Below are 23,143 nucleotides of genomic sequence, written 5' to 3' on the forward strand. Positions count from 1 at the left end.
ATTGCCCTTTGGGCCAGGCAGCGCACCTTTGGTGCGCTGCGGCGGCGTCCGGACGCCGCCCGCGCCACGCCAACGGCGGGGCGCCAGGCCCAACGCTTACCGTCCTGTCGCGTCAGCGATGGGATGCGGAAGGGGCGGGAGCCTGTCTGCACAGGGCGCAGCCTGCGGAAAGGGAAGGTGGGAAGCGCTGAAATTGCCCTGTTTGCTTGACAACCACGCTGCAAACTTGTGTACCACCCCGGACGAATTCAGGCGCCGGTCCGGCGCATCTCCAGAATGACGGTCCACCCGGACAGACGACCCGAGACACGAAAGGTCCCGCCATGCACGCCTACCGCAGCCATACCTGCGCCGAACTGAACAAATCCAATGTCGGTGACACCGTCCGCCTGTCGGGCTGGGTTCACCGTGTGCGCGACCACGGCGGATTGCTGTTCATCGACCTGCGCGACCACTACGGCGTCACGCAAGTTATGGCCGACCCGGACAGCCCGGTCTTTGCCGAGATCGAGAAAGTCCGCTCGGAATGGTGCATCCGCATTGACGGCAACGTCAAGGCGCGCGATGAGGCCCTGGTGAACGCCAAAATCCCCACCGGCGAGATCGAAGTCTTCATCCGTGATATCGAAGTGCTTGGCAAATCCGAAGAGCTGCCGCTGATGGTCTTCGGCGAGCAGGAATACCCGGAAGAAACCCGCCTGCGCTACCGCTATCTGGACCTGCGCCGCGAGAAGATGCAGCGCAATATGCTGCTGCGCTCAAACATGGTCCAATCGATCCGCAAGCGCATGTGGGACAAGGGCTTTAACGAATACCAGACCCCGATCATCACCGCGTCCTCCCCCGAAGGCGCGCGTGACTTCCTGGTGCCTTCGCGTCTGCATCCGGGCAAGTTCTACGCCCTGCCGCAAGCGCCGCAGCAGTTTAAACAGCTGATGATGGTCTCGGGCTTTGACAAATATTTCCAGATCGCGCCCTGTTTCCGCGACGAAGACCCGCGCGCCGACCGCTCGCCCACCGATTTCTACCAGCTCGACCTGGAGATGTCCTTTGTCACCCAGCAGGATGTGTTCGACACAATCCAGCCGGTGATGCAGGGCGTGTTCGAGGAATTCGGCAAGGGGCGCAAGGTCGACAGCGAATGGCCGCAGATCTCCTATAAGGATGCCGCCAAATGGTACGGCACCGACAAGCCGGACCTGCGCAACCCGATCAAGATGCAGGATTGCTCCGAGCATTTCCGCGGCTCCGGCTTTGCCATCTTTGCCAGCCTCCTGGAGAACGAAGGCACCGAAATCCGCGCCATCCCGGCGCCGACCGGCGGCAGCCGCAAGTTCTGCGACCGGATGAACAAGTTTGCCCAGGGCGAAGGCCTGCCGGGCATGGGGTATATTTTCTGGCGCAAGCAATCGGCGGATTCCATCGCACAGGAGCGCGGGATCACCGTTAAAGACGTCAACGCCATGATCAAATCGGGTGAGATTGTCCTTGGCAATGAGGCGGCGGGCCCGCTGGCCAAAAACATTGGCCCCGAGCGCACTGAAGCGATCCGCCAGCAGCTGGGCCTGGATGTGGGCGACGCGGCCTTCTTCCTAGGCGGCAAGCCGAAGGCGTTCGAAAGCGTTGCAGGCCGCGCCCGCACGGTGATCGGCGAAGAGCTGGGCCTGACCGACAAGGACCGCTTTGCCTTCTGCTGGATCGTGGATTTCCCGATCTACGAGAAGGACGAGGAAACCGGCAAGATCGATTTCGAGCACAACCCCTTCTCCATGCCGCAGGGCGGCATGGACGCGCTGCTGAGCGATCCGCTGGCGGTCAAGGGCTACCAGTACGATCTGGCCTGCAACGGTTACGAGCTGGTCTCGGGCGCGATCCGGAACCACAAGCCGGAGATCATGTTCAAGGCGTTTGAAATTGCCGGCTATGGCAAGGATGAGGTCGAGAAGCGGTTCGGCGGCATGGTCAATGCGTTCCAGTACGGCGCCCCGCCGCACGGCGGCTGCGCGGCCGGCATCGACCGTATGGTGATGCTGCTGGCGGATGAAGCCAACATCCGCGAGGTCATCATGTTCCCGATGAACCAGCGCGCCGAGGACCTGATGATGTCGGCCCCCTCCGAGCCGATGAGCGATCAGCTGATGGAACTGGGCCTGCGCGTGATCCCGCAGGATCAGTAAACCGCATTTTGATGTTGAAAGAAGGCCCGGGCGACTGTCCGGGCTTTTTTCGTTGGGGCCAAGGCGGAATTTTTGCCGGGCAACGGTGGTCCGAAAATCTGCAGAACAGGCGACGGAACGCGCGGAGATCTGCGTATCACATGAAAATCAGCTGTGGACCCGGGCGTGGATGCTTTAATCTGCAGTAAAGCCAGGCCGTCCAGAGAGATCAGGCCGTCCAGGGAGAACAGGGCGATGCAGTTTGACGGAGATTTGGCGGAGATCCGATTTGGGGCAGGGCTGTCGCCGCTGGTGCGGCCTCCGGTTTCGGCAGAGGCAATGCTGAGCCGCCTGCAAGGCGCCGATGAAATGGCTCTCAGATTTCCTCTCAGCGGTTTTGACGAAGCCTTTGCGCGCGCCAAGGAATTCCGGCGGCTGAGGCGGGACCGCAAGCGGCAGGAAGGCGGCCAAGGGTACGAGGCCGCGGACAAGGCCTTTAAGGCCTACCGCCGCGCGCATAATGCGGCGCGGTTCAGGTGGCACGGCCAAAGGTTGCTGCGCCACGTCTTTACCCGCGATGCCTTTCGCGAACGGCTGGTGCTGTTCTGGGCCGATCATTTTACCGCGCAAGGCAAAAACGGAGCGCTGCGCATTCTGGCCGCACCCTATGCCGAGAGCGTCATCCGGCCGCTTGTGGCGGGCCGTTTCGAGGATATGCTGATCGCCGCAGCCACCAGCCCCTTGATGCTGCATTACCTGGATCAGAACCGCTCGGCCGGGCCGGGCAGCCGGGCGGCGAAGCGGCGCAAGCGGCTGAGCGGGCTGAATGAAAACCTCGCCCGTGAAGTGCTGGAACTGCATACGCTGGGCGTGGATGGGCCATATGGCCAGGCGGATGTGCGGCAATTGGCCGAGCTGTTCACCGGCTTGACCGCGGCGCAGGACAAGGGCTTTGTGTTCCGCCCTGGAATGGCTGAGCCGGGGGCGGAAACCGTGCTTGGGCAAACCTATGGCGGCGGCAAGCCGGAGCTGGGCCAGGTGCTGTCGGCGTTGCGTGATCTTGCACGCCATCCTGCCACTGCGCAGCATCTGGCGTGGAAGCTTGCGGTGCATTTCACCTCTGACCAGCCGGAGCCGGGGTTGGTGTCGCATCTGGCGGTACGTTATCAGGACAGCGGCGGCGATCTGATGCAGGTCTATTCAGCGCTGCTGGAACACCCCGCGGCCTGGCAGCCGGATTTGCAGAATGTCAAACCGCCGTTTGACTATGTGGCCTCTGCCTGCCGCGCACTTGCGGTGCCTGAGGCGCGGTTTTCCGCATTGAAGCCAGGGCAGCTGAACCGGCTGCTGCTGGCACAGCTGACGCCGATGGGTCAACGCTGGGAATTCTCCGGCGGGCCGGATGGCTGGCCGGAAGAGGATACGTCCTGGATCACGCCGCAAGCTCTGGCTGCGCGTCTGCGCTGGGCGATGGCCGCGCCGCGGCGGCTGGCGCAGCCGCTGCCGGATCCGCGTGTCTTTGCCACTGCGGCGCTGGGCCGATTTGCCAATGAACGGGTCCGGTTTGCGGCCCGCGCCGCCGAAACCCAGTCAGAGGCGGTCGGGCTGATCCTGACCTCTCCGGCCTTTCAGCGCCGCTAACAGGAGGTTTGCTTCATGCAGTTGACACGCCGATCCTTGCTGACCCGTTCTGCCATGCTGGGCTGTTCTCTGGCGGCCAGCCCGCTGGTCACGCCGGTCAGCTTTGCCGCGGCCCCCTGGGACACGCGGCTGGTGGTGATCATTCTGCGCGGCGGCATGGATGCGCTGGATGCGGTGCAGCCTTACGGCGACCCCGCATTGGCCGGCTTGCGGCAGACCCTGTCGGGCGGACCGCAGGCCGGGGCGGCCGATCTTGACGGGTTCTACGCCCTGCATCCAGGCTTGGCACCGTTGCTGCCGCTGTGGCGTGCAGGCGAATTGGGGTTTGTGCAGGCGGTATCCACCCCCTACCGCGACCGGCGCAGCCATTTTGACGGCCAGGACCTGCTGGAAGCGGGCACCGCGGCATTGGGCGACGCAAGAGGCGGCTGGCTGAACCGTTTGCTGCAGCAGATGCCCGGAGTGGAGGCACGCACCGCTTTTGCTATCGGTCAGGAGCGGATGCTGCTGCTGGACGGGGCAGCGCCGGTCTCGCAATGGGCGCCGGGGGCGGGGCTGGCGCTAAGCCCGCAGGCCGAGCGGCTGGCGGGCTTGCTGATGGAAGAGGATCCGCTGTTCCACAGGGCATTGAATGAGGCGCTGGAGCTGACCCGGCAGGATCTGTCTTTGGGATCCGAAGATACCGGCAGCGGGGACAGCGGCATGATGCAGGCGGCGCCGAAGGGGAGAGCACACACCGAGATTGCCGCTTATGCTGCGGAGCAGCTGCGCGGCGATACCAGGATTGCGGCGTTTTCGATCAATGGCTGGGATACGCATTACCGCCAGGCAAACGGCCTGAAGTCCGCGCTGGGGCGGCTGTCGGAGACCGTCCTGAAGCTGCGCAGCGGCCTGGGGGACGGGATCTGGGGCAAGACGGCGGTGGCGGCTGTGACCGAGTTCGGGCGCACCGTGCGCGAGAACGGCACTGGCGGCACTGATCATGGCACCGGCGGTGCGATGCTGCTGGCAGGCGGGGCGATCCGCGGCGGCAGGGTGCTGGGGCGCTGGCCGGGACTGGCGGAGGCTGATCTTTATGACCGCCGGGATCTGATGCCGACAGCGGATGTGCGCCAGCATCTTGCTTGGCTCATGCATGGATTGGCAGGTGCCCGGAAAAGTGATCTGGAAACTAGTGTGTTTCCGGGGCTGGCCATGGCAGAGGATCCCGGTTTGCTATTGTAAGAGCCGTGGTTCTCCCGCCCGCTCGACCCGTTCAGGGAACGGTCTGAGCCGTTGGGCCCGGCACCGCCTGAAAGGCGGTGCCGGGCCCAAGGCCGCCAAGCGCTGCGGCGCAAGCCGCTGAGCTGCGGGCGCGGGAGAACGCCCGAAGAAAGTGCGGATAGGGAAAGTTATGATGGTCCGGCTTGGAAAGACGCCGATTGCCGCCTGGCTGGTCCGCAGACGTTAGCAGGCTGGCCGTGCCCAATTTGCAAACGGAGCGTTGTTGCCCATCGGGAGGAACATATCTTCTGGCTGGGCCCAGCCGGACAATCAGGGTACCGCCAGCTTTCCGCAGAAGGAGTGCAGACGGTTATGACACCAGTGGCAGGCCACCCTGTCCCAGCAGATGCGGCCAAAACCGGCAGGCGGCTATGGCGGCGCGCAGGGGTCACTGATTGCGTGATGAAAGGATCAATGCGCGGCTGTCAGTGCCCCCGCGATTGCGGCGGATGGCGCGGGCTTCCAGGCGGGTTTGGCCGTAAAGCACAATGACCAGCGTGGCGAGGGCGATGAGAAAAGCTTCGGCCATGTCAGATCGCCGCGCGGCGTTCCAGCCGCTCCTGTACAAGGCCGGCCAGGGTTGCAGCATCCTGGGTCAGCGGTTTGCCCTTGCGCCGGGAACGGGCCAGGCGGTCGGCGGCCTCGGCAAGCGGGTTGTCGCCGGCACTGCGGGCAACGCCGCCCAGAAACTGCGCCAGATAAGCCAGGGTTTTTTCTTCCTGGTTCATGTTCAGCACATCGGCGGCATGGGCCATGTCATCGCGGTAGGCAAGGAAATCGGGTTCCACTGTTTCGTCTTCCAGCGCGCGCGGACCGGACAATTGGCGGTCGGGTGGCAGATTTGACAGAATTTTTTCCTGGAAGGCTGCAAGCGAGGTAATCGGTTTCTCCAGAAAACCGCCAGCCCCTGCGTCAAGCGCGGCCTCTTCAAGCGTTGGATCGCCCGAGGTGGCCAGGATCACGCCGGGGCGCGGGCTGGCCTCTGACAGTTCGCGGATCAGATCGAGGCCGGAACCGTCCGGCAGGCCGACATCGGCAATCAGCACCGACGGGCGGTAGACCTGCAGATGGCGGCGGGCGGATTTCAGGCAGTCCGCCCTGCGGATGCGGGCACCGCTGCGCAGACAGAGCAGGCGCAAAGCCTCGCAGGCAAAGCGGCTGTCCTCGACCACCAGGATAGTCAGCCCCAATAGCGGGCGCCGGGTGGTGGGCAGGCGTTGAGCGGCAGCAAACAGTTCCGAATCGTCCATAACGTATCCTCCTTGCGGGATATGCTCCGACGCTAGGGATTCGAGGCTAATTACTCGTTAACAGCGCGTGCTCTGCCGTTGTGGCAGGCTGCCGTGCGGATTGGCGCACTTGCCGCGGCGCAGCACCCATCCCATAAGCGGGGCGGAGGAATGTCTGTGAGAGGAGCACATCCGATATGATTGGCCGCTTGAACCATGTTGCCATTGCCGTCCCCGATCTGGAGGCCGCATCCGCCCAGTACCGCAATGCGCTGGGCGCCAAAGTGGGCGCGCCGCAGGACGAGCCGGATCACGGCGTCACTGTGGTGTTTATCGAATTGCCCAATACCAAGATCGAGCTGCTGTATCCCTTGGGGGAGAACTCGCCGATCAACGGCTTCCTGGAGAAGAACCCGGCCGGCGGCATCCACCATGTCTGCTATGAGGTGGAGGACATCCTGGCGGCGCGTGACCACCTGCTGGCCGAAGGCGCCCGGGTGCTGGGGTCAGGCGAGCCGAAGACCGGCGCCCACGGCAAGCCGGTGCTGTTCCTGCATCCCAAGGATTTCAACGGCTGCCTGGTGGAACTCGAAGAAGTTTGACGTTATGAGCACCCTGCCCCGGATCCGGGGCAGGGCAAAAACGGAAGGCCGGAGCTATGGGCGTTACATCTGCAATCGTGCTTTATGCAGTAATCTGGTTCCTGACCTTTCTGGTGATCATCCCGATCCGGCTGGAGACCCAGGGCGACAAGGGCGATGTGCTGCCCGGCACCCACGCGGGCGCGCCGGAAAAGCACTTTCTGAAGCAGAAGGCCTGGATCACCACCGGCGTGGCTGCGGTGATCTGGGGCATTACTGCCGGGATTATCCTGTCCGAACTGATCAGCGTGCGTGATTTCGACTGGATGGGGATGCTGCCTGAGCGGGACTGAACCGCGGGCAATTGTTGCAGCAGCACAGGCTCTCCCGCCCGGCTGGGACGCATTGAAATGCGCCGCAGCCCGTTGGGCATGGCGCCGCGCTGATGCGCGGCGCGGCGGCGGCCAGCCCTTGCCGGGCTGGAGCAGGCCGCAACGCATTGCGAAAATAGGAAATGATAACAGGAAGTGTTTTTGCTGAGAAGCGCTTGAAAGGCAGGTCTGCCTTTCAAAACGCCATTTCCATTTTCAACCCGCGGCAACCGCATCAAGGCTGAACCGCGCTGCCGCGCGGCGGCTGCGCCGGCCTTGACCCGGCTGCCGCGGGGGCGGCTGTCTATCTGCGGGACAGCGCGTGGTAGATATGGGTGAAAGTGGCGGCGCCCAGGATCGGGATCACCAGGTTCACCAGCGGCACCGACAGCGGCATCGCCATCAGCGTGCCGGCGGCCCAGATCGTGGTGGCATGTTTGCGATGCAGTTTCTTGGCCTCCGCCGTGCCGATGCGGCGGGCGGCGGCGAGGGTAAAGTATTCGCGGCCCAAGAGGAACCCGTTGAGGCCCCAGAAGATGAACAGCGCTGCGGGTGGGAACAGCACATAAAGAAACAGCGCCAGGATGTTGGCGGCAATCAGCAGGCCGAGGAAGTTCACCGTGTCCTTGACCGCATCCCAGAACGGCACCTTGGCCGCGGGGGGCAGGGCGGGGTAGTGTTTGTCCTCTACCGCCTGGGCGACCTCCTCCAGGAACATCGAGGTGATGGCCGAGGCCACCGGCACCATCAGGAACACCGACAGCACCAGCATGAAGAACAGCGAGCCGATAGATAAAAGGTCATCGACCCAGGTGACGTCACCCAGCAGCGGCAGGGTGGCTTCGGGACCAACCAGCCATTGGATCAGCATCAAAAAGCCTGCATAGGCAGCAATCAGCAGGGCAATGGTGAGGCCAAGCCCCAGAAACAGCACCTTGCGGAAGCGCGGGTCGCCGGTCTGGCCAAGCGTCTTGAAAAAGGCGGTGAAGATCATGCGGTCACCCAGGTTGTAATGGCATCCAGGTCCGGGCGCGGGCGCTCGGGCGGGGCGGAGCTTTCGGTGGCGATGTGGATGATGCCGGCGATGTGCTCGTTTTCCGCCAAATCAAAAGCCGCCTGGCAGAAACCGCGGTCATGGCTGGCCCAGCCGCTGAGCCAGTTGGCACCCCAACCCGAAGCCAGAGCGGCATTCAGCAGCGCCAGGCAGACAGCACCGGCGGAGTAGATCTGTTCCCGCGCCGGGATCTTGGGGCTGTGTTTTTGCACCTCAACCACCACCACCGCTAGCTGGCCCTGGTCGAATTGGCTGCGGCCCTTGGCGATGTCCTCCGCAGTTTTGCCCAAGTGGGCGCCTGCCGCTTCGGTCAGGGCGGCCAGCCGGGCCATGGCGGACTTCTCCACCACGATGAAGCGCCAGGGTTCCAGCTTGCCATGATCAGGCGTGCGGGCGGCGGCGGTCAGGATCGGCAGCAGCTCTTCGCGCGACGGCGCAGGCGCCACCAGCGTTTTGGCCGGGCGTGAGCGGCGTGACAGCAGGAATACAAGGGCGGCGTCATTGCGTGCAGGCATATGTGAAACCTTTTTACATCTGTTGCCGCCTATTTCGGCAAGCACTGGCGATTTTTCAAGAGCCAACGGGTCTTGCGTGCTGCACCTGTGCTGCAAAGGCAGCAGGCGGCGGGGCTGGGCGTCGTTGACCCGTTGGTAGCTGCGGGGCGGCGGTAAAGTCTATGGTTTTTGCTGCCCGCACAGGGCAAGTGTGGTGCTATGGGAAAGCCGAAGAAGAAGGACCTGCCGGACCTGAGCCAACTGTGTGTTCCGGGGATGGAAATCGCGGTGCGGGCCGCGCCCAAGGCGGCGCGCAATGCGATTGTGCAGGCAGAGGGCGTGCTTAAGATTTCGGTTACCGCGGCGCCGGAGAACGGCAAGGCCAACGATGCCGTCCGCAGCCTGCTGGCCGCGGCAATGGGCACCGCGGCGTCCAATCTGGTGCTGCGCCGCGGTGCAACCTCGCGTAACAAGGTTTTTGTCTACAACGGCCCGGCCTGACGCCTAGTCATCACCTGGCACAAGCCTGTAGACGCCCTCCGGCAGGTCCAGCGCTGCGGCCAGATCCCGCACCTGCAAATGGGACAGGGTGATTGTCTGCACTTTGTCGGTGCGCGGGTCGTATTGTTCGACCGTCACGCATTCGGTGAAGGAATTGATGGTCACATCCTCGGTGAGCGGGGTTCCGTCCTCATCCACCAGGGTAATAACCGTCGAGTCGAATTCATGCTCTATGGTAAACATAAGACCAGCCTGCACTGCCGCCCGGCTGCTGGCAAGGCCTTGCAATCACAGACTATCACATGGATCTGGCAGCAAGGTTCCGCTGCCGGGCGATTGCCTTCCGCCACCCTTGCGCGATAAAGTGGCCCTGAACTGCAAAAGGAAGTGCCATGCGCCGTTTTCTGTGTCTCATTGCTCTTGCCGTCAGCGCCTGTGATGTAGCGATTGAACCTGCGCCGCAATCTGCGCCGGTTGCTCGGACACCGCGGGTGCAGGGGATGGCACCGGGGGAAGCGCGCACCGCCTTTGCGTCGGTGTCCCGGCGGGTGGAGCCGGTGGCTGAACGCGCGTGCCGCAGCCGGACCCAGGGGCTGAACTGCGATTTTCTGATCCGCATCGATCCGAATCCCAACGCGGCTCCCAATGCTTATCAAAGCCTCGACCGTTCCGGCCGCCCTATCATCACCTTCACGCAGCGGATGCTGGGGCAGATCGCCAACCAGGACGAGCTGGCCTTTGTAATGTCGCATGAGGCCGCCCACCATATTCGCGGCCATCTGGCGCGGCAGGCGCAGAACTCGGCGCTGGTCAGCGTCGGTGCAGGGCTGATCACAGCCCTCGCGGGCGGCAGCGCCGCAACAGTTTCCACCGCACAGGATGTGGGCGGCTATGTCGGCGCGCGCACCTATTCCAAGGATTTTGAGCTGGAGGCGGATGAACTGGGCACCCTTATCACCCATCAGTCCGGTTACCGGCCCAGCATCGGCGTGCGCTTCTTCAACCGGCTGCCGGATCCCGGCGACCGTTTCCTGGGCACCCATCCTGCCAACCCGGACCGGGTGCGGGTGGTGCAGGCAACCATCGACCGCCACGGGCTAAACTGAGCATGACAGCCAAGGATCAGGCTGCGCCCGCGCTGGAGATGCTGGGTGTGGTGCTGACCGACCGCGGCTCGCGCTATGCAGTGGCGGGGGCGCGGGTCGCCTCACGCGCGGAGGTCGACGCTGTGCTGGCTGAGCTGAAGTCTGACCGCGCCTATGCCAAGGCGACCCACAACACCTGGGCTGCGATGTTGCCTGCGGGCGGGCTTAAGGCTGATGACGGCGAGAGCGGCGCGGGCATGGTGATCCTGCGGATGATGGAGCGCGAGGGCCTGAAGGATCACGTGATCATCGTCACCCGCTGGTATGGCGGCAAGAAACTGGGCGGCGACCGGTTCCGCCGGGTGCAGGATGCGGTGCGGGCGTACCTCGGCCACCTGGGCGGGAAATCCGCCTGAACCCGGTCCCGTTTGACCTGCATCAAATCGGCGCCTGCGCCCTGCCGCTAAGCTGTACCCGAGATGAATGATTCCGGGGGACCGCGCGATGACCACCCATGCCGATCTGAAAAAGCACGCCGAACTGTTTGACCGGATGGCCGGCACCGTCGGGTTGGATCTTGAGGAAGAGGCCGTTGCCGGAACTTTGCGCTTTGACGAGATCGCCGAGGCAGTGCTGCGCTGCAGTCGTTGCGGCGGTGTCGGGGCTTGCCGCAAGTGGCTGGCCGAAGGGCCGCGCCCCGGTGCCGAGGCGCCTGATTTCTGCCGCAACCGCGACCTGCTTGGCTATTTGAACGAGCAGCAGGCCTGATGGCCCCGGAATTCTTCCGGTCTCTTTAGGGAGTTCGAACATGCAGCCATTGGGGGACCCTCTGTATCATCTGCGGCTGATGACCCGGATGGGCCAGGCTGCGGGGGCGGATCTTACATCTGCCTTTGCCGCGGGGGATATCAGCCACGCGGACTGGGCTGCGATGATCACCCGCTGCCGCGGCTGCGAAGCACGAGGGCAATGCGAGGCCTTCCTGTCCGCCAATGACCACACCAGGGCGCCGATGCCGGGTTGCCGCAATGCAGATGCACTGATGCAATTGAAGGACCGCAGTGCATGAGGGACATGGCTGCGGAGGCCCAGAGCCTCGGCAATATCTTCCGTCACCTATGGTTGCTGCGCGCCGTGGCCGGGGCTGCGGGCGTCGATCTGGATCATGCGGTGAAAACCGGGCAGCTCAACGGTTTGGACTATGCCCGGATGGTGACCTCCTGCCGCGGTGCGGGCTGCAGCAAATCCTGCGCGCTGTGGATTTCCGCCCGCCGCGGCGGCACCCCCGCTGTTCCGGAATTCTGTCCAGCTGCAGCTGTCTTTAAACGGCTGATGCCTTAGGCCGGCGCATGGCCTGCCCAGCGTGACCTGCCCAGCGTGACCTGCCCGGCGGGCTTGGCAGGCCTGGCGTGATTGGCGTGCGGGATGGTCTGCTAGAGTTTGGAGTGGCTGCCGTCGCATAAGGGCTTTTTGCCAGAGTGCTTGCAGCCGCAAAAGAACAGCTTGCCGTCCTTCTCTGCTTTGTATTTCACCGGCTCGAACGCCGTGCCCTTGTGCGAGCCATCGCAGAACGGCTGCTTTTGCGACTTGCCGCAGGCGCACCAGAAATAGGTCTTTCCCTCAGTCACCTCGACGGGAAAGGGGGCTTTCTGGGCGATTTCCGGAGTGTCTGTCATGGCTGGGCGCTCTTCCTGGCTGGTTGCGGTTGGGGGAGAGCGTAGCAGGGAAATGAGGCGAGGGGAGGGAAAACCCAAAGCCCGCGCAAAGCGCGGCAAAACAGTATCACTAAGTTCTTTACTGGTTGTCTTGAACTCTACTTGGAAGCCGCTGGAGATTGGGGGGTACTTGCCTCCTTACCGCCCGTCGCGTTTTTCAAGCTTTCCAAACCGTCAACGAAGTCCACGCCAAAAAGCCAAGTGCCGATCGTTAGCAATACCAACAGTGCTGTTGTGAGAAGAGAAGAAATAAACCCAGTCCAAATGAGGATTCCAATCGAGTTTTGACGGCGTACAGTGTTGTGAATGTTTTCAGATTCCTGCTCTACTTTCTTGCTGGAGATCTCAATTCTGTCAGTAATCGCCTCAACGACAATGTTTTCTCGCTCTTCTTCAACAATTTTGTTCGCATACTCGATCAGAGCATCAGCGGCGTCTTTTTGGTAACGTTCAAGTTGACCTGTAGTGCCGGCTGCATTGGCAAACTCAAGCTTCTCCTCAGCTGTCGGCTCTCGATGCTTTTGTGCCACAAACTGTTCACACCATTCTCTTTTGTGGCTTTTATACAGTGCATAGGCAACAAGTCTCTCGACGTCGTAGTTGTCAGGTTTTCCCACCAGTAGGGTGTAAATCGGGCTCTTCTCGCTCAATTGGTTTTCTTTCTAAAAGTGATTTTCTGGCAGCTTCCTTTGCAGCGCTGTATGATCTTTTTTTAATTGAAATTATCCTGCTGCCCGATGGAGTGTTTTTTTTGATAAATGTCCCGGTTCTTCTTTTCGATGGATTTTTTCTTACTCTGTGTAAGACTGTCATTTTTTTACCATGTTAATGATAGGTTGAGGCGGAGACGTCTCTCCTTTGCTGATCATATCGGTATTGAAATTTACCTAATCTAGTGATCGTTAGCAATGTTTGTTCTTAGTCGGTGTATTTTTGCCGACGTTTACCCTCCCCCACAAGTCATACTCCCCGGCCTCGTCCACCTCGACCGTCACCAGATCACCCGCCTGCAACCCGTCCGTTCCCTCATCAATGAACAGGTTGCCGTCGATCTCCGGCGCATCCGATTTGGTGCGGCAGGTGGCGATGCCGTCTTCGTCGATGTCATCGACAATGACCTGCATCGTCTGGCCGACTTTCGCCTCAAGTTTCGCCTCGGAGATCGCCTGCGCCTTCTCCATGAAGCGTTCCCAGCGCTCCTGCTTCACCTCTTCCGGCACGTGATCGGCCAAATCGTTCGACCGCGCGCCATCGACGTTTTCGTATTTGAAGCACCCGACCCGGTCCAGCTGCGCCTCGTCCATCCAGTCGAGCAGGTGCTGGAACTCGGCTTCGGTCTCGCCGGGGAAGCCGACGATGAAAGTGGAGCGCAGGGTGATATCCGGGCAGGCCGCGCGCCAGGCGGTGATCTCGTCCAGCGTCTTGGCCGCCGCCGCCGGGCGGGCCATGCGGCGCAGCACGTCCGGGTGGGCGTGCTGGAAGGGGATGTCCAGATAGGGCAGCAGCGCGTTGTCCGGGTCCGCCATCAGCGGGATCAGGTCGCGCACAAAGGGGTAGGGGTAGACATAATGCAGCCGCACCCACAGCTCATCCGCCGGGGCCAGCCTGCCCAGCTCGCGGCTGAGGTCAAGGATATGGCTGCGCACCTCTTCGCCCTTCCACGGATGGGTGGAGTATTTGCGGTCCAGCCCGTAGGCGGAGGTGTCCTGGCTGATCACCAGCAATTCGCGCACCCCGGCCCCGACCAGCTTTTCCGCCTCGCGCAGCACCGCGTGGACGGGGCGCGAGGCCAGCTTGCCGCGCATGTCGGGGATGATGCAAAACTTGCACTTGTGGTTGCAGCCCTCGGAAATCTTCAGATAGCTGAAGTGTCGCGGGGTCAGTTTAACGCCGGCCGCGGGCAGCAGGTCCACGTAAGGGTTCGGGGAGGGCGGCACTGCGGAATGCACCGCGTCCAGCACCTGTTCGTACTGATGCGGGCCGGTGACCGCGTGAATGCGCGGGTGGTGCTCGCGGATATAGTCCGGCTCGGCGCCCAGGCAGCCGGTGACGATGACTTTGCCGTTTTCCTTAAGCGCTTCGCCGATGGCCTCAAGGCTTTCCGCCTTGGCGCTGTCCAGGAAGCCGCAAGTGTTGACGATGACCGCGTCGGCGCCGGCGTAGTCGGGCGAGATGCCATAGCCTTCGGCGCGCAGCCGGGTCAGGATGCGCTCGCTGTCCACCAGCGCCTTGGGGCAGCCGAGCGACACCATGCCGAGGGTCGGCTGGTCCGGGCGCGGCGCATCACCGAACTGCGGGCGGGGGGCAAGGTCGGGGCGGAGGCTGGGCGGGTTGCTGGACGGGGTACTGGTCATTCGCGCGCATATATCAGGAATGCGGCAAGAGGCAAGGAAAACGGGGGCAGGCGCCCCCCCCTGTGCCCCCTTGGATACCGGGCGGCTATTTTTCCTTTGCACGGCCGCAAGGTCAGGCGCTGCACTTCGTTAGGTGTTGAAGGTGGAGCGCCAAGGCCTTTAGCCTGCGGGCGCAAAACTCTGCAGCAACGGCAATGCAGCGTTTGAAGGTGCCGCCGGTCTTCGGGGTTTTGTGTGTCCTGATGCATATCCGGTATCTTCTGGAACTGTGGTTGCCAAAGCTGCTCTCGTCACCGCTGAGGCGAAGAACTGGCCACCTCAAGCCAAGCAGAGGCCTTTAACCGCGCGCGAAGCCTGCGCCACTGTCCGCCATATCCTCGTCAAACAAGGTCTCCCCGAAGACGAGCACTTCTTCATTCCGCCGGGAGATGCATTTTGCCGGAAAGACCGGCTCCATCTGGCAGCGGCTGCCCTATCCGCTGTTCGGCCTGCTCTCAGGTTACGGCTATTCTGCGGTCAAAACGCGCGAAGCTTTGATGCAGGAAGCGGCTTCCTGCATTGCACCCGCTCCACCAGACGGTAAGCTGGCAAAAAGACCCTTGGACTACAGGGGGACAAGACATGAGGAGTGGGCTGATGAAGCTGATAATCCGGGTTGTGACCGCGCTGGTGCTGACGGTGGTTGTACTGGCGGGGCTGGTGCTGTTGCTGCCGGGCGAGAAAATCGCGCGGCTGGCGGCCGATCAGCTGGAGACGCAGACGGGCCGCAAGCTGGCGTTCGGCGGCAAGGTGCGCTTCACCTTCTGGCCGACGCTGGGGGTCAAGGCGGACGCGGTGACGCTGTCCAATGCGGACTGGGCGGGTCCCGAGCCGATGCTGCGGGCCGAGCGTCTGACCATCGGCGTGGCGGCGGCAGAGCTGTTGCAGGGCGATGTGCGGGTCACGGAAATCTCGGCGATCCTGCCGCATCTGAACCTGGCCACCAACGAAGACGGCATCGGCAACTGGGTCTTTGGCAGCGGCGCGCCAGCCTCTGGCGGCACGGCCGCAAGCAGCAGCGGTGCGCTGCCGCTCAGGATCGAAGCGGTCGATCTGACCGGGGCCTCGCTGCGCTACGCCGCATATGGCGAAGCGCCGGTGGAGATGAACAATATCGACCTTAGCCTGCTGTGGCCTGAACCCGATGGCACCGTGAACGCCAAGGCGACCCTGCGCCCGGCGGGAGAGCCGGTGGAGGTGGATGCCGAGATCGGCACCTTTGCAGCGTTTCTGGCCGGTGAGGTGTCCTCGATCGGGGCAACGGTGACGGCACCGGGCGGCAAGGGTCGGTTTGACGGCCATGCCGATATCAACGGCGAGGCCAGCGGGCGGTTGACCTTTGGCGCTGATAATGCGTTGCAAACGGGTGTCGCGCTGGGGCTGGTCCTGCCGGATGCTTTGGCGCAAAAGACCGTGTTCGGCGCTGATGTGACCTATACCGCCGACAGGCGGCTGTCGATGCGCGATCTGGCGGTTGAGCTGGGCAGCAACAAGCTGACCGGCGCCGCGGATGCAGAATTCAACAAGCGGCCGGAGTTTACTGCGCAACTGCGCGGCGGCGCGCTGGATTTCTCTGCGTTGGCTGGCGGGACGGGCAGCTCTGGCAGCGGCGGGGCTGCCGCGGCAGGCTGGCCCAAGGACGCGATTGATGCCTCGGCGCTGGGGCTGGCTGATGCGGTCGTTGACCTGTCCTTTGACAGCTTGAACACCGGCGGTGTGATCCTGGGAGCCAGCACGCTGAACCTGACGGTCGAGCGCAGCCGCGCGGTGGTAAACTTCCTGCCGGCCTCCATGTTCGGCGGCCAGGTGCGGGGGCAGGTGGTTGCCAACAACCGCAATGGCCTGTCGGTGGGCGGCAAGCTCTCGTTCAACGGCATCAGGCTGGAGCGGGCCCTGGGCGAAACCGCGGGCTACAGCCGGCTGAACGGCGAGGCGCTGGGGGAGCTGGAATTCCTGGGGGCCGGAAACTCAGTAGGTGCAATCATGCGCTCGCTCAGCGGCAAGGGCTGGCTGGAAGCGGGCAAAGGCTTCTTTACCGGTTTCGATCTGGAGCAGCTGATGCGCTCGGGCGGTAATGGCGGCAGCACAGTGTTTGATCAGATGACAGCCAGTTACACAATTGACGGCGGCAACCTGCGCAACCAGGATCTTCTGGTTCTGCTCAAGGGGTTCCGCGCCGAAGGCAAGGGCCGGATCGGGCTGGGCGCGCGGGATCTGGATTACCTGTTTATTCCCCAACTGGTGCGGGCAGGCAGAGATCAGGTGCTGACCATTCCGGTGCGGATCACCGGCCCTTGGGAAAACCCGGACATCCGCCCGGACCTGAGCCAGGCGCTGCAGCCGAAAATCGACGAGATCGAACAGGAAGCCAAGGACCGGGTGCGTCAGAAGCTGAGCGAAGAGCTGAACACAGAGATTGCGCCGGAGCAGGACCTGAACGACGTGCTGAAACAGCGCATCGAACAGGAAGCGCGGGACCAGTTGCTGAAACTCCTGGGCGGCGACTGACCCCTCCAGCTGAAAGCCGGGTGAAGGATGGCCGAAGGCCACCGGGCGCAGCCCGGCGTGTCCTTGACGCGGTTGCCGGCGCCGTACCCACAGCAATGGCGTGTGCGGGCGGCGCCTGCATTGCAAGCGTTTTCTGCAGTGATTGCGGCGGTCCGTCAGTACCGTCGTGTGTCCGGCCTGGTCGCGCAGCCAGTGTTACGGGCTGCTGGCCTTGATGAATTCCGCAAGCAAGATTCCTATCGGCTAAACGACCTCGGAGGGCCATTGCCATTGCCGGAGTGTCCTGGCTTTTGGTTGCCTTAGGTCCGCATCATCACATCACGCGTCTTGCATCTCTGAGCAGGCCGGTCTGGTCAGACGGCCGGCTGCCGGTATTCCTGTTGTTTCGTCAGTATCGCCCAGATGATCCGGGCGCTTTTATTAACCATCGCGACCGTCGGCAGCCGGAACGGTTTCCCGGCAAGGATCCTGGCGCTCCAGATATCGATGCGCTCCGGGTGCTTCCTGCCCATCAGCGCGCGGGACGTCATGCCGGTGATCAGGAGCTTCCGGATGTATCTGTTGCCCTTCTTGGTGATCTTGCCGGGCTTCTCTTTTCCGCCGCTGGACTTGTTGAGCGGGGTCAGGCCCAGCCAGGCTGCGAGATCGCGGCCGGTCCGGAATTGCTTGGCATCGCCGATGGTCGCCACGATGGCGGAGGCAGTGACCGGGCCGATGCCCGGCATGCGCTTCAGACGTCGGGCACCGGCGTCCAGCAACGCATGCTTTTCGATCATCTTTGAATAGCTTTCAACGCGCTCGTGAACTCCAAGAAACTGGTAGCAGACCGTGCCGAGAATGCCGCTTGCCAGATCGGGCATGCTGGGCCGCTCCTCTTCAAGGCGGCGTTTGGCAAAGGCGGTCACAGCCTCGATCCCGCTCCGCAGCACATGGCCGAATTCGCGCAGAAGGCTGCGGATCATATTCGCCAGCTGCGTGCGCTGCCGGACCGCGAGGTCCCGGGTGCGGTGCAGCGTCAGGATTGCCTGCTGATCTTCGGATTTCAGTTCAACGAAGCGCCTTCTGCGCCTTTGAATGATCCCCTGGATCGTTCAATCCGCTGCGCGGACCAGCTAAAACTTGGCCGGCGGACCGCTTCGCAAATCTCCTCGGCATCAGCCACGTCGGTCTTGACGCACTTTACATTGTTTCTCAGCAGAAAGAAAAAGCGCCCGCCGAAGGCGGGCGCGGATCGCCTGCCTCAGCAGGCGAAATACCTCTTGGGCTGGGATCAGATTGTCTGGTCGTAATCGCCGACCAACGGCTCGGTGCGGATCACCGCGTCGATATCCGCGAAAATCGCCCGCATCTCGTCTTCGCTTTCGGAGCTTTCGCAGACCACCACCAGGTTCGGCGTGTTGGACGACGCGCGCACCAGCCCCCAGGAGCCATTGTCCAGGATCACCCGCGCACCGTTCACGGTGACAACTTCTTTGATCGCCCGGCCGGCAAGGGTTTCGCCCGCCTCATGCTTGGCCACCAGTTTTTGCACCAGCCGCTCCAGAACGCCGTATTTTTCAGTGTCGGCGCAATAGGGCGACATGGTCGGGGTGGACCAGGTCTTGGGCAGGGCCTTGCGCAGGTCCGACATCGACTGATCCGGATTGCGATCCAGCATCTTGCAGACTTCAACCGCCACCCGCATACCGCAGTCATAGCCGCGGCCGATGGGTTCAGCCAGGAAGTAGTGGCCGGATTTCTCAAAGCCCGCCAGCGCGCCGATTTCCTTGACCCGCCGCTTCATGTGGCTGTGGCCGGTTTTCCAGTAATCCGCCGTCACACCGTTCTTTTGCAGCTCGGGGTCAGAGGCAAACAATCCGGTGGATTTCACATCCGCCACAAAGGTGGAGTTCGGATAGATCTTGGAAAGGTCGCGAGCCATGATCACGCCCACCTTGTCGGCAAAGATCTCCTCGCCCTCGTCATCCACCACGCCGCAGCGGTCGCCGTCGCCGTCAAAGCCAAGCGCCAGATCGGCGCCGGAGGCCTTCACCGATGCTGACATGTCGTGCAGCATCTCCATGGCTTCGGGGTTCGGGTTGTAGTGCGGGAAGGTGTAGTCCAGCTCGTTGTGGCTCTCGACCACCTCGACGCCGATGCGCTTGAACAGCTCGGGCGCAAAGGCCGAGGCGGTACCATTGCCGGTGGCGCAGACAATCTTCAGCGGGCGGGACATTTTGAAATCCCCCGCCAGATCGTCAAGGTAGGCCTCTTTCACGCCGTCCACGAACTCATATGACCCGCCGGGTGCGGGCTGGCCTTCACCGTTCAGCACGATGTCACGCAGCTCGCCCATCTCATCGGGGCCGTGGGTCAGCGGGCGGTCAAAGCCCATCTTGACGCCGGTCCAGCCGTTCGGGTTGTGCGAAGCGGTGACCATGGCGACGGCAGGCACATCCAAATGGAACTGCGCGAAATAGGCCATTGGCGACACGGCGGGTCCAATGTCCTTCACTTGGATACCCGCCTGCATCAGGCCAAGCATCAGGGCGTTTTTGATCGCCAGCGAATAATCCCGGTAATCGTTGCCGACCGCAATCACCGGCTCGATCCCGCGCTTGCGCATCTGGGTGCCCAGCCCCAGGCCCAGGGCGGTCATGCCGGGCAGGTTGATCTCCTCGGGATACTTCCAGCGTGCGTCGTATTCGCGGAAACCCGTGGGCATGATCATCGCATCGCGCAGAAAGCTCCAGGTGTTCGGGGTCACCTCGGACTGGGGTTTTGTCATCTCTGAAATCTCTTTGCTGGTTCAAATACGGATGGGATCGGCCTTGGCCAGCGCATCAAAGCGCATCAGGCTGCCGATAAGCTGCGGCATCTGATCCAGGTAGATCATGTTCGGCCCGTCGGACGGCGCGGTGTCCGGGTCCTCATGGGTTTCGATGAACACCGCTGAAATACCGAGAGAGACAGCCGCACGTGCCATCAGCGGTGCAAATTCGCGCTGGCCGCCGGTGGAGCCGCCCTTGCCGCCGGGCTGCTGTACCGAATGGGTGGCGTCCATCACCACCGGGTAGCCGCCCTGCGCCATCTGCGGCAGCGACCGCATGTCGGCGACCAGGGTGTTGTAGCCAAAGGAGGTGCCGCGTTCGGTCAGCAGGATATTGGTGTTGCCGGTGCTTTCCACCTTGGCAACCACATTGGCCATGTCCCAGGGCGCCAGGAACTGGCCCTTTTTGATGTTCACCGCCTTGCCGGTATTGCCGGCCGCCAGCAGCATGTCGGTCTGGCGGCACAGAAAGGCGGGTATTTGCAGGATATCAACCGCCTCTGCCGCCACGGCGCATTGCGCCTCGGTGTGCACGTCGGTCAGCACCGGCACGCCGAATTCGCGGCGGATGGTGTCCAGGACCTTCAGCCCTTCGTCCAGCCCCAGGCCGCGCTTGCCGGACAGCGAAGTCCGGTTGGCCTTGTCATAGGAGGCTTTGAACACAAACTGGGCGCCGGCCTTGTCGCAGGCCTCTTTCAGCTGCCCGGCAATCATCCGGGCATGGTCTGCGGTTTCCAGCTGGCAGGGGCCGGCGATGAATGTCAGCGGACAATCATTGCCGATAGTGAGGCCGGCGATATCGATGTTTTTCATGAGCTTCCGATAGCTTTATGATGAGACCTGTTCCCGCAGGATAGACGCGGTTAGCGAGCACATCAGATAAATACCGGAAAAGATCAGGAAAGCCAAAACGGTATTCTCGAACTTGCGCGGATAAGACGGTTCCTGGCTGGGAACAGGCTCCACCGCGGTGGTCAGATAGCGGACCTGGCGGTTGGCCTCCAGACGGGTGGTTTCCACTTGCTGCAAGGCCGATTGCAGCATCAGATCGCGGGTCGCAAGATCGGCCTGGGCCATCTGGATCTGGATCCGAAGATTGGCCAGCGAGTTTTCGCCTGCCGAGGCGTCGACCATCCGGTTGTTGAGGCTTGCGATCACCGCTTCGAGCCGCCGGATGTCGGCCTCGGCGCCGGACACCTTTGCCCGGTTGGGCCGGGCATTGTCCTGAAGGGCGGCCAGTTCCAGCCGTTTTTCCTCCAGCTGGATTTCAAAGGTGCTGATCTGCTGGCGCAGAGAGGCCACCACCCCTTCGGGGTCCAGAACCGAACCTTTTTGCTGCAGCAGCACAAGCTGTTCCTGGGCGGCGCGGCGCTGCCCTTCGGCGTCTGACAGGGCGGATGCGGCTTCCGACATCTGATCGGCGCGCTTTTGCTGCGACAGGTTGTTCACCTTCTCCTGCGCATAGGAAATCAGCTTGCGGGAAAATTCCGCCGCTGCTTCGGGATCGGCGGCAGAGACTTCCATCCGCACCACGCCTTCGGTCGGGTCATAGCCGATCTTCACGTTGCGGCTGTAGGTGGCATAAGCTTCCTCGTTTGTCGGGCCGCTCTCCAGCCGCTGGATCGGGTCCAGCCAGGCTTGGGTGAAATGCGCCTTGAAGCCGGCCTCGCGGTCCAGCCGGAGCATCGCCTCCTTGGACATCAGGTAGCTTTGCACTGCAATCGAATCCTGGCTGGTGGCGAATTGAGTGCCCGACAGCAAGCCGCCGACACCGCCGCCCGCGCTGTCGGCCTTAAGCACCAGGAATTCGGATTTGGAGGAATACATCGGCGTCGCCACCGAATAGAAGTAAAACCCTGCGGCCAGCGTCGGCAGCAGCACGAAAAAGGCCAGCCGGGCTGCCAGCAAGGTCAGTTTGCGGCGGCGGCGGCGGGCGATGTCGCGCTGAATTTCCTGGATTTCACGGGTGCGCCGCTCTGCCGGGCTCAGCTCGGTCGAGGGCAGGGTGGTTTTGCCCGCGGGCACTGTCTGCGGCAGCTGGACCGATCCGGGCGCAGGCGGGGTGCCTGCGGGCTGCGCCTTGTTTTGCGGCACCACCAGTTCCAGCATATTGGCGCGCTTGAACGGGTCGATGCCGCGTTCGCGCAGCATCTGCACGGCTTCAAAATCCGAAGTAGGGGCAAGATTGTGTTTCTGCGCCATCCGGCGGGCCAGGCGCAATTGGCGGCCGGTCAGGCCTTCGTGGCGGATCGCATTGATATCGGTTTCCTGCTGGGTCTCGCGGGCCGAGCTGACCATGCCGGACATCGGCGCGGCGCGGGTCTGCGTTTCAGCCGGATGTGCTGCGCCCGGATTTGCCGGGGCTGCCTGGGCTGCTGCAGGCGCCGCGGGCCGGGCGGCGGCGGCAGCTGTTCGCGGCTGGGAATGCCCGGCCGCCTGGCTTGCAGCTGCGCCGGCCGCCTGAGGCTGATCCCCGGCGCCGCTGGCTCCGGCTGCAGCGGGGCTGCGGCGGATGCGGAACTTTTTAGCTCTCGGTTTCGTAGTCATAGAGCTGTTTCGCTTCTTCCAAAGTGTCAAAAATGTGCAACTGGCCCTGCAGCAGGACCGCAGCTGAACGGGCAAATTTCTCCAGCGTCTTGGCTTGGTGGGAGACGATGATGATTGTGGTTGTCTCCAGCCGCTCCTGCAGGATTTCGCCGGCCTTGCGGTTGAACTCCACATCCGTGGTGCTGGGCATGCCTTCATCAATCAAGTAGATGTCGAAGTCCAGCGCCAGCATCAGCGAGAAGCTGAACCGTGCCCGCATCCCCGAAGAATAGGTGCCGATCGGCTGGTCGAAATATTCGCCCAGACCGCACAGCCAGCGGCAATAGGCCTCCACATAGTCGGGATCCAGGCCATACAGTTTGGCGATATAGCGGCAGTTTTCCATTGCGGACAGGCGGCTGATCACCCCGCCCATGAACCCCAGCGGAAAGGAAATCTTGCAGTTGCGGCGGATCTCGCCCTCATCCGGTTTTTCCAGGCCGGCCATCATGTTGATCAGCGTGGTCTTGCCGGTGCCGTTCGGCGCCAGCACGCCCAGCGATTTGCCCGGCTCGACGCGGAACGACACGCGGTCAAGGATCACCTTGCGCTGGGTCCCTGTCCAGAAGGACTTGCTGACGTTTTCAAACTCAAGCATTGCTGGTTCCGGTGCTGCTCGTGCGGCCCTCTTGCGGGCTCTGTCTGCCTCATGTTCACAAAGGCGCACTGACGCGCCCGTGGCTCTTTGGTATCAAAAGAGTGTTAATGGCCTACGCCGCGAATTTGGCCTTATTATGTCGAATAGTACCATAAATGT

26 protein-coding genes are annotated in these 23,143 nt (G+C 62.7%); 13 read left to right on the forward strand and 13 right to left on the reverse strand.

The features are described 5' to 3' along the window. The first annotated feature begins 323 nt into the window (after positions 1-323). The 3 genes from aspS (at position 324) to ETW24_RS06260 (ending at position 5,021) form a co-directional block, all read left to right on the forward strand. The gene (gene aspS, locus ETW24_RS06250; RefSeq protein ID WP_129370234.1) at positions 324-2,177 is read left to right on the forward strand and encodes an aspartate--tRNA ligase; all 1,854 of its coding nucleotides are present in this window, start codon (positions 324-326) and stop codon (positions 2,175-2,177) included. Between the two features lie 234 nt (positions 2,178-2,411). Next, complete coding sequence (locus ETW24_RS06255) at positions 2,412-3,797, forward strand: DUF1800 domain-containing protein (RefSeq protein WP_129370235.1); 1,386 nt, start codon at positions 2,412-2,414, stop codon at positions 3,795-3,797. 15 nt (positions 3,798-3,812) lie between these two features. Then, a complete protein-coding gene (locus tag ETW24_RS06260) occupies positions 3,813-5,021 on the forward strand; it encodes a DUF1501 domain-containing protein (RefSeq protein WP_129370236.1) in 1,209 nt (402 codons plus the stop codon). Positions 5,022-5,448: 427 nt separating this feature from the next. On the opposite strand, the gene ETW24_RS24210 is transcribed toward ETW24_RS06260, so the two are convergent. Together ETW24_RS24210 and ETW24_RS06265 are read right to left on the reverse strand one after the other, a co-directional pair. Then, positions 5,449-5,589: a hypothetical protein gene (locus ETW24_RS24210; RefSeq protein WP_164982706.1), complete on the reverse strand. Its 141-nt coding sequence runs from the start codon at positions 5,587-5,589 to the stop codon at positions 5,449-5,451. A 1-nt stretch (position 5,590) separates the two neighbouring features. After that, positions 5,591-6,310: a response regulator gene (locus ETW24_RS06265; RefSeq protein WP_129370237.1), complete on the reverse strand. Its 720-nt coding sequence runs from the start codon at positions 6,308-6,310 to the stop codon at positions 5,591-5,593. A 176-nt stretch (positions 6,311-6,486) separates the two neighbouring features. On the opposite strand from ETW24_RS06265, the gene mce reads away from it, so the two are divergent. After that, positions 6,487-6,891 carry a methylmalonyl-CoA epimerase gene (gene mce, locus ETW24_RS06270; protein ID WP_129370238.1) on the forward strand — a complete coding sequence of 135 codons (405 nt, stop codon included), beginning with the start codon at positions 6,487-6,489 and terminating at the stop codon, positions 6,889-6,891. Positions 6,892-6,947: 56 nt separating this feature from the next. Further along, a complete protein-coding gene (locus ETW24_RS06275) occupies positions 6,948-7,223 on the forward strand; it encodes a DUF1467 family protein (RefSeq protein ID WP_129370239.1) in 276 nt (91 codons plus the stop codon). Between the two features lie 322 nt (positions 7,224-7,545). Here ETW24_RS06275 and ETW24_RS06280 read toward each other — a convergent pair whose 3' ends face one another. Next, entirely contained in the window at positions 7,546-8,235 is a 690-nt protein-coding gene (locus tag ETW24_RS06280; RefSeq protein WP_129370240.1) for an EI24 domain-containing protein, read from the reverse strand. Next, on the reverse strand, positions 8,232-8,810 hold the full coding sequence (locus tag ETW24_RS06285; protein ID WP_129370241.1) for a nitroreductase family protein: 579 nt from the start codon (positions 8,808-8,810) through the stop codon (positions 8,232-8,234). Before ETW24_RS06285 ends, ETW24_RS06280 begins: the two co-directional genes overlap by 4 nt. Before the next feature lie 198 nt (positions 8,811-9,008). Between ETW24_RS06285 and ETW24_RS06290 the strand changes: the two genes are divergently transcribed. Then, complete coding sequence (locus ETW24_RS06290) at positions 9,009-9,290, forward strand: DUF167 domain-containing protein (RefSeq protein ID WP_129370242.1); 282 nt, start codon at positions 9,009-9,011, stop codon at positions 9,288-9,290. Positions 9,291-9,293: 3 nt separating this feature from the next. Here the strand turns inward: ETW24_RS06290 and ETW24_RS06295 are convergent, their stop codons facing one another. Next, positions 9,294-9,533, reverse strand: a complete 240-nt coding sequence (locus tag ETW24_RS06295; RefSeq protein WP_129370243.1) for a hypothetical protein — start codon at positions 9,531-9,533, stop codon at positions 9,294-9,296. Positions 9,534-9,682: 149 nt separating this feature from the next. On the opposite strand from ETW24_RS06295, the gene ETW24_RS06300 reads away from it, so the two are divergent. The 5 genes from ETW24_RS06300 (at position 9,683) to ETW24_RS06320 (ending at position 11,716) form a co-directional block, all read left to right on the forward strand. Next, positions 9,683-10,396, forward strand: coding sequence for a M48 family metalloprotease (locus ETW24_RS06300; protein ID WP_129370244.1), 714 nt, complete (start codon positions 9,683-9,685; stop codon positions 10,394-10,396). A gap of 2 nt (positions 10,397-10,398) precedes the next feature. After that, positions 10,399-10,791 carry a YigZ family protein gene (locus ETW24_RS06305; RefSeq protein WP_205877371.1) on the forward strand — a complete coding sequence of 131 codons (393 nt, stop codon included), beginning with the start codon at positions 10,399-10,401 and terminating at the stop codon, positions 10,789-10,791. Between the two features lie 88 nt (positions 10,792-10,879). Beyond that, entirely contained in the window at positions 10,880-11,143 is a 264-nt protein-coding gene (locus ETW24_RS06310; RefSeq protein ID WP_027258172.1) for a DUF6455 family protein, read from the forward strand. Positions 11,144-11,183: 40 nt separating this feature from the next. After that, positions 11,184-11,444 carry a DUF6455 family protein gene (locus ETW24_RS06315; RefSeq protein ID WP_129370245.1) on the forward strand — a complete coding sequence of 87 codons (261 nt, stop codon included), beginning with the start codon at positions 11,184-11,186 and terminating at the stop codon, positions 11,442-11,444. Beyond that, the gene (locus tag ETW24_RS06320) at positions 11,441-11,716 is read left to right on the forward strand and encodes a DUF6455 family protein (RefSeq protein WP_129370246.1); all 276 of its coding nucleotides are present in this window, start codon (positions 11,441-11,443) and stop codon (positions 11,714-11,716) included. Before ETW24_RS06315 ends, ETW24_RS06320 begins: the two co-directional genes overlap by 4 nt. 92 nt (positions 11,717-11,808) lie before the next feature. Here the strand turns inward: ETW24_RS06320 and ETW24_RS06325 are convergent, their stop codons facing one another. The 3 genes from ETW24_RS06325 to rimO all read right to left on the reverse strand — a co-directional run bounded on the left by ETW24_RS06325 (position 11,809) and on the right by rimO (position 14,444). Continuing rightward, a complete protein-coding gene (locus ETW24_RS06325; RefSeq protein ID WP_129370247.1) occupies positions 11,809-12,051 on the reverse strand; it encodes a CDGSH iron-sulfur domain-containing protein in 243 nt (80 codons plus the stop codon). Positions 12,052-12,188: 137 nt separating this feature from the next. Next, entirely contained in the window at positions 12,189-12,740 is a 552-nt protein-coding gene (locus tag ETW24_RS06330; protein ID WP_129370248.1) for a hypothetical protein, read from the reverse strand. A 252-nt stretch (positions 12,741-12,992) separates the two neighbouring features. After that, positions 12,993-14,444 (reverse strand): 30S ribosomal protein S12 methylthiotransferase RimO, encoded by a 1,452-nt coding sequence (gene rimO / locus ETW24_RS06335; RefSeq protein WP_129370249.1) that lies wholly within the window; start codon positions 14,442-14,444, stop codon positions 12,993-12,995. A 636-nt stretch (positions 14,445-15,080) separates the two neighbouring features. Between rimO and ETW24_RS06340 the strand changes: the two genes are divergently transcribed. Beyond that, positions 15,081-16,991, forward strand: coding sequence for an AsmA family protein (locus ETW24_RS06340; RefSeq protein ID WP_129370250.1), 1,911 nt, complete (start codon positions 15,081-15,083; stop codon positions 16,989-16,991). 353 nt (positions 16,992-17,344) lie between these two features. On the opposite strand, the gene ETW24_RS06345 is transcribed toward ETW24_RS06340, so the two are convergent. Further along, on the reverse strand, positions 17,345-18,037 hold the full coding sequence (locus tag ETW24_RS06345; RefSeq protein ID WP_368075957.1) for an IS110 family transposase: 693 nt from the start codon (positions 18,035-18,037) through the stop codon (positions 17,345-17,347). Here ETW24_RS06345 and ETW24_RS24745 point away from each other — a divergent pair. After that, positions 17,921-18,280, forward strand: a complete 360-nt coding sequence (locus ETW24_RS24745) for a hypothetical protein (RefSeq protein ID WP_254695714.1) — start codon at positions 17,921-17,923, stop codon at positions 18,278-18,280. The genes ETW24_RS06345 and ETW24_RS24745 overlap by 117 nt on opposite strands. On the opposite strand, the gene ETW24_RS06350 is transcribed toward ETW24_RS24745, so the two are convergent. Genes ETW24_RS06350 through ETW24_RS06365 form a run of 4 tightly spaced genes read right to left on the reverse strand, consistent with a single transcriptional unit; the run spans position 18,262 to position 22,984 of the window. Continuing rightward, positions 18,262-19,758 (reverse strand): phosphomannomutase/phosphoglucomutase, encoded by a 1,497-nt coding sequence (locus tag ETW24_RS06350; RefSeq protein WP_129370251.1) that lies wholly within the window; start codon positions 19,756-19,758, stop codon positions 18,262-18,264. The two genes, ETW24_RS24745 and ETW24_RS06350, sit on opposite strands and share 19 nt — an antisense overlap. Positions 19,759-19,779: 21 nt before the next feature. Next, positions 19,780-20,613 carry a 3-deoxy-8-phosphooctulonate synthase gene (gene kdsA, locus ETW24_RS06355; RefSeq protein ID WP_129370252.1) on the reverse strand — a complete coding sequence of 278 codons (834 nt, stop codon included), beginning with the start codon at positions 20,611-20,613 and terminating at the stop codon, positions 19,780-19,782. Between the two features lie 15 nt (positions 20,614-20,628). After that, the gene (locus ETW24_RS06360) at positions 20,629-22,347 is read right to left on the reverse strand and encodes a capsule biosynthesis protein (RefSeq protein WP_129370253.1); all 1,719 of its coding nucleotides are present in this window, start codon (positions 22,345-22,347) and stop codon (positions 20,629-20,631) included. Then, positions 22,325-22,984: an ABC transporter ATP-binding protein gene (locus ETW24_RS06365; protein WP_129370254.1), complete on the reverse strand. Its 660-nt coding sequence runs from the start codon at positions 22,982-22,984 to the stop codon at positions 22,325-22,327. Before ETW24_RS06365 ends, ETW24_RS06360 begins: the two co-directional genes overlap by 23 nt. Positions 22,985-23,143: the final 159 nt, after the last annotated feature.

It is taken from the genome of Leisingera sp. NJS204, from assembly GCF_004123675.1.
Lineage (GTDB): Bacteria > Pseudomonadota > Alphaproteobacteria > Rhodobacterales > Rhodobacteraceae > Leisingera.